This is a genomic window from Pseudomonadota bacterium, assembly GCA_022361155.1.
Classification (GTDB): Bacteria; Myxococcota_A; Polyangia; order Polyangiales; family JAKSBK01; genus JAKSBK01.
This window is the reverse complement of the sequence record JAKSBK010000536.1, coordinates 1-5,852: the sequence shown is the minus strand read 5'-3', so window position 1 is coordinate 5,852 and position 5,852 is coordinate 1. Positions and strand designations below refer to the sequence as shown.

The following is a 5,852-nucleotide window of genomic DNA, read 5'->3' as shown; positions in this document are numbered from 1 at the left end:
CGTATAGACAACCAGCAACGTGACTCGGGGTTGCCCTTCGTGCTGTGGCTTGCCGCGGCCTGTACCATGCTGAGCCTGGCCTGCGGCGGCAAGACCACCATTGCTCCGGGAGGCGCCGGCAGCTTCAGGCCGTTGATGAAGAGTCCTGCGCGTGCGCGTCATCGTGCTCGCAAAAAGCGGTTCTGCCGCTCGATGCCCCGGTGAGACAGTGGGTGTGCTCGCTGCCGTGGCAGCTTCGCAGCGTACTGCGACGAGGGAAGCGCGTGCACTACCGACAGCTGCGACCCGGATCTAGGCTGCGCGAGTACGCCAATCTACTGCGACGACAATAACGCATGCACCACGAAGAGCTGTGACCCGGCTACTGGCTGTAGCAACACCGAGATCGTCTGCAACGACAGCAACGCGTGCACGGCCGACAGCTGCGACCCCGCCAGGGGCTGCGCGAGCGCAATGATCAGCTGCGACGATGCCAACGACTGCACCACGGATAGCTGCGACCCCGCCAGCGGTTGCGCGCATAAGTTCGTCGCTGCGGGGAGCCTGTGCAATGGAGGCGCCGGCGAGTGCGACGGTTCCGGCGAGTGCGTATCAACCTGCGACGCGTCGGGCACCGTTTCCGGGTCAAACCGCAACGACTACATTCTTATCGGGCGCCTTGCCTCCGGCACCGTTGTAAGCTCCAGCCTCGAGTGCGCTCAAGGAGCCGGCAACGTCGACCTGTACCTGCAGCGCTGCCGCAACAACAGCGACCCCTGCACTTCGTGGCGCACCCGGCGCAGCTCGCGCCGGTCGACATGCAGCGAGAGCCTCACCCATGCGGTGTCCCGGTACGCGGGCCGCCACTTCCGCTGGCGCGTCCGCCACCGCTCGGGCGGGGCCGCCGACTACTGCCTGAACCACACGCCGTGAACGCTCCCGCTCATACCCTCACCGCAGCATCCACTCTGGCAAGCCCAAGGTCGAAGGTGCCCAAAGGAGTGTGCCCCGCGCTGCGCGCGATTTCGACGATGAGGCAATCCGAGAAACCAAGCTTCGGCTGTTGGAGATAGACAGCCAACGCGCGTTCGATCACTTCAGCACTCTGAAGTGCCAACTTGTCGTGGTTGAGCAGCATGCGAATGGCCGTTGCGATCTGTTTCGCGCCCAGCTTGTAGACGCTTGCAAGGACCCATGTGGTCTCCGCCAAGACAAGATGAGAAACCCATGCGCCCGACGCCACAAACTGCTCTGCCGCAGCCACCTGCTTTGGATCGTCACGCGCGATGAGGCGTACGACCACGTTGGTGTCAACGGCGCGCATGCTTCTTGTTCGCACGTTTCGTGCGCGCATGCTTTTCGGATACGTGCTGTTTGATCCCCCGCTCCATGTCCTCGAGCGAATGCCGGTTGGGAACCTCGTCCCCGAATACTGCCTCGTGAACATCCTCGGACGTTGAGCTACCAGCCCTGCGCACGACGATCACCCCATCCTCCTCGTCCCACTCAAGGATCGCACCCGGTCCGATCCCCAGTCGGCGCCGGATTTCGGCAGGAACAGAGATCTGTCCCTGCGCGGTCAGCTTGGAGCGAGCCAGCGTCATGCAATGACATTACCATGGTAATGAAAAAGGGCAAACAGCATCACTGACAACGGTTACGCATTTTCTGAGATTACTCGCTTGACTCTCCGTCGAATCGTGTAAGTACAAAGCCTGCCGCGGCGGCCACATGCGCCCACGCTCCTAGCAGCCTACGCCGCAGCGTCGAATCGTGTAAGTACAAAGCCTGCCGCGGCGGCCTGGGGAACCGCGGGGTACGGGAATCTCGTTTCGATCGTCCGGGACGACGCGCACGGCGAGTGATGAACGTGTGCGCAAAGGCGGAGGTTGGCAGTATGAAGTGCAGCAGTATGTGGGGCTCGCTGGTCTTGCTGGCGGGCGCGGTTTCGGCGTGCAGCGCCGAGTCGGATCAGCACGAAGCACAGGGCATCGGCGTCGTGCGAGGCGGACTTCGAGCCGACCACACGCAAGCCAGGGTATCCGGCCCATCCGGTGCTGGTTTGGCGCAGCAGTACATCGTGATGCTGCGGCCGCGCGCCAAGCTCGGCCCGCTCGCGCAGCGCTTCAACCTCGCCCCGACGCGCGTCTACAAGCGCCTGCTGAACGGCTTCGTCGTGAGCCTGCCTGAGCCGGTGGCGCGTGTGCTCGAGCGCTTTCCAGACGTCGTCTCGTTAACCCCCGTGCAGAGGGCTTACGCCCATGGTTTCGCGGCGGCAAGCGACGAGGTGCCGACCGGGGTGGCGCGCATCGGCGGGTACACAAGCACGCAAACCGATGTGGGTATCGCGATTCTCGACACAGGCGTCGACATGAACCAGCCCGAGCTAAACCTGGTAAGCAGCGTGGACTGCGTGGGCCAGGCCAGCACCGCCACGTGCCTTGAAGGTGGAGACGATGTCTACGGGCATGGCACGCACGTCGCGAGCACCGCGGCCGCGAGGCTCGACGATAGTGGTGTGGTGGGAGTAGCACCCGGAGCCCCCGTGTACTCCATCAAGGTGCTCGGCGACGACGGAGCCGGCAATACTGCCGACATCATCACGGGACTCGAGTGGGTGGCAGAGCACGCCGCTTCCGAGAACATCCGGGTCGCGAACATGAGCCTGGGTGGGGGCTGCTGGTTCTGGTTCTGGCAGGTGCCGTGCGACGATCAGCCCTGCGCCACGACCACCGACGCCTACCACAAGGCCGTCTGTAACCTGGTCGAAGACCACGGCGTCACCCTCGTGGTGTCGGCCGGCAACTCCTCGATGGATGCCCGCTACTTCGCGCCGGCGGCCTTTGATGAAGTGCTCACGCTGTCCGCCCACACGGACTTCGACGGCATGCCGGGAGGCGAGGGCACGGGAAGCTACGGCTTTGGCACCTGCACGGAGTCAGTTGACGATTCGCTGGCGTGCTTCAGCAACTACGGTGCGGACATCGATTTCACCGCGCCCGGTGTAGGCATTCTCTCGACCACGCCCTACGGACTGCAAGCCTGGAGCGGCACCAGCATGGCAGCGCCTCACGTGGCGGGCGCAGCCGCGGCGTACATCCAGGAGAAGCTCGACCTGGGCCAAAGCTTGCCGACCCCGGCCCAAGTCCAAGAGGGGCTGCTGAGCAACGCAGAGTTGAGCCCCTGTGCGGGCAGCGAAGGCGCCTGCCTCGATGATCCCGACGGCATAGCCGACCCGATGGTGCACATGGAGAGCAGCTTGCCGCCTGGCTGCGAAACGGACGCGGACTGCAACGACGCGGACATGTGCAACGGCGACGAGACCTGCATCGACGGAGCTTGCGCCCCAGGAAAGCCCCTGCTGTGCGACGACGGTGACGCATGCAACGGAACCGAGACCTGCGATCCAGGCATGGGGTGCAACCCCGGGCAAGCGCCTATCTGCGACGACGGAAATCCGTGCAATGGCGTCGAAATGTGTGATCCAAGCAGCGGATGCACGACGGGGCATCCAATGGACTGCAACGACGGTGACGCATGCAACGGAACCGAGACCTGCGATCCAGGCATGGGGTGCGTGTCGGGAACGCCGCTGACCTGCAACGACGGGAACGCATGCAACGGTGTCGAAACCTGTGATCCGGGCACGGGGTGTGTGGCGGGAACGCCGATGCTCTGCGACGACGGAGACGCGTGCAATGGCGTTGAAACCTGCAGCAACGGAGCGTGCGAGCCAGGGCAGCCTCTCAACTGCAACGACGGAAACGACTGCACCATGGACAGCTGCGGCGCCGGGATTTGCCAGCATACTTTTCTACCCGAGGGCGCGTCCTGCGAGACAGGAGGCACCTGCGACGAGGCAGGCGAGTGCGACTAGTGTCCTGCATCCGTGATTACGTACATAAGTCGGCGAGCAATTGGCGCCGCTCGGGTCATCGAATCGACGCAGGCTGCGGTTCAATTTCGATGCAGTGCAGCGCTATTTCCAGGAGATAGCCAAACGGCGATCGATGGCGTGAGCGGTGTCAAGGGCCTAATGGCACCGAACCGCATCCCGAAGCGCATCTCGGAGCCGGTCCATGCCGTCCGCTTCGGCAAAGATCGACTCGCCCAAAGCGCGAGCGGCAATAAGGCCACCGTCGGGGTCCTCATCGACTACGAAGCGGAAACCGACAGAAAGGATGAAGTGGCGGACCCCCACGAGGTCACGGATAATCGCGCCTCAACTTTGAACGCGGTCAATGCCGCACAGGAGGTCCGCCGTGAATCATCTAGCCATCGATCTGGGAAGCCGCAAGAGCCAAGTATGCATGCGCAACGAGCGGGGCGAAATCCTGCAGGAGTACAGCTGTCCAACTCTGAGACTGCAGCGGATGTTGGATGCGGATCCGGCGCACGTGGTGTTGGAGACAAGCGCCGAGGCGTTCACCGTAGCCCGTGCCGCGCAGGCTTTGGGCCATCAGGTTACCGTGGTGCCATCGGTGCTGGCCCGAACGCTGGGCGTGGCTCAGCGGGGCGTCAAGACCGATGTGCGCGATGCCCGAGCATTGAGCCTGGTGGCGTGTCAGGTAGAGAAGCTGCCGTCGGTCCACATTCCGTCGCAGCGTGCCAGCGAATGGCGCGCGCTCAGCACATCGCGCGAGACGTTGCTGGACGCCCGCACCCAGCTGGTCAACAGCGTTCGAGGATTTCTGCGCACGCTTATCCAACAACCGCTGCGCTGCACGCCCAAAACGTTGCCTGCCAGGGTTCGCGCTGCGTTGCGCGACGATGGAAGCGGCGTGCCCATGCACATCGAGCGATTGCTTGTCTGCATCGAAACGATGAACGAGCAGGCCGCCGAGATGGACCGAGAGCTTTCGGAGCTCGCCAGTCAGGAGCCCACTTGCCGGTTACTGATGAGCATGCCGGGCGTAGGGCCGGTCACGGCGACGCGCTTTGTGGCCGCGCTCGACGACCCCAAGCGATTCGACAGCGCGGCGTCGGTGATGGGCTACCTAGGGCTGACACCAGGCGAGAAGAGCTCGGGGCAGAGCCAACGTCGCACCGGCTTGACCAAGGCCGGACCGGCTCCCGTGCGCCGTGTGCTGAACCAGGCAGCATGGTGCTTTTTGCGCGTTCGAGCCGACGACCCGATAGGCCAGTGGGCTGTTGCCGTCGCCCAACGCCGCGGCAAGATGACCGCGGTCACCGCCTTGGCGCGCAAGATGGCCGGCGTGCTGTTCGCGATGTGGCGCGACCACAAGCCGTACGATCCGCAGCACCAACTCAGCAGCGGCAACGCCTAGACTCTGCTGCTGTCCCCTATATTCCCTCGAGCTGGATTCCCTCCTTCGGCTGTCCAAAGGCGGTGACCGCGGGCAACCCCGCAGGGCGACCTCGATTCACTAGGTTGACCCTGTCTGACCGAATGCGGCCCGCCTACGGACCCTCTCATGCGGCACCACGACCGCGAATAGTCGATTGGCGACAGACCGTAGGAGACCATTCAGCTCGATGGTTCATCACCTTGGGCGCGATCTATTTCGTCCACCCGCATCCGTGTGCCTTGACTGCGGGGCCACTACATAGTCGGGGTTGCCGACCCATCGATAGAGCGCGGCGACATCGACCACCGCCGCGCCGAAGAAGCAAGACGCCGACGGCCGCACTAGAAAAACAGCTCAACCCGCTACCCAAACCCGCGTACTCGCGCTGGTACTCGGGCTAGATGCCCCCGTGTTACCGATCGTGTCAAGTCGCGTCTATTCGGCGCTGTGAAATGGGGCTGGTCCCACGGAATCCTTGTCGCCTCAAGGGCAAGCTCGCGTGCGCTCGGCGCTGCGCGCCCCTTGACCCGCCAACGATTCCGCAGGGTTGGCTACTATGCCGGG

At 63.9% G+C, this 5,852-nt stretch carries 6 protein-coding genes; 4 read left to right on the top strand and 2 right to left on the bottom strand.

All coding sequences use genetic code 11. The features are described 5' to 3' along the window. Positions 1-204: hypothetical protein (locus tag MJD61_20010; GenBank protein ID MCG8557548.1), on the top strand; the 204-nt coding region annotated here is incomplete at its 5' end. Between the two features lie 249 nt (positions 205-453). Further along, the gene (locus tag MJD61_20005; protein MCG8557547.1) at positions 454-912 is read left to right on the top strand and encodes a hypothetical protein; all 459 of its coding nucleotides are present in this window, start codon (positions 454-456) and stop codon (positions 910-912) included. A gap of 10 nt (positions 913-922) precedes the next feature. Here MJD61_20005 and MJD61_20000 read toward each other — a convergent pair whose 3' ends face one another. Both MJD61_20000 and MJD61_19995 read right to left on the bottom strand, forming a co-directional pair. Continuing rightward, positions 923-1,303, bottom strand: coding sequence for a type II toxin-antitoxin system VapC family toxin (locus tag MJD61_20000; GenBank protein ID MCG8557546.1), 381 nt, complete (start codon positions 1,301-1,303; stop codon positions 923-925). Continuing rightward, positions 1,290-1,583: an AbrB/MazE/SpoVT family DNA-binding domain-containing protein gene (locus MJD61_19995; protein ID MCG8557545.1), complete on the bottom strand. Its 294-nt coding sequence runs from the start codon at positions 1,581-1,583 to the stop codon at positions 1,290-1,292. The genes MJD61_20000 and MJD61_19995 overlap by 14 nt, the downstream gene beginning before the upstream one ends. 293 nt (positions 1,584-1,876) lie before the next feature. Here MJD61_19995 and MJD61_19990 point away from each other — a divergent pair, with 293 nt between their 5' ends. Continuing rightward, positions 1,877-3,856 (top strand): S8 family serine peptidase, encoded by a 1,980-nt coding sequence (locus MJD61_19990; GenBank protein ID MCG8557544.1) that lies wholly within the window; start codon positions 1,877-1,879, stop codon positions 3,854-3,856. A gap of 385 nt (positions 3,857-4,241) precedes the next feature. Continuing rightward, positions 4,242-5,267: an IS110 family transposase gene (locus MJD61_19985; GenBank protein ID MCG8557543.1), complete on the top strand. Its 1,026-nt coding sequence runs from the start codon at positions 4,242-4,244 to the stop codon at positions 5,265-5,267. Positions 5,268-5,852: the final 585 nt, after the last annotated feature.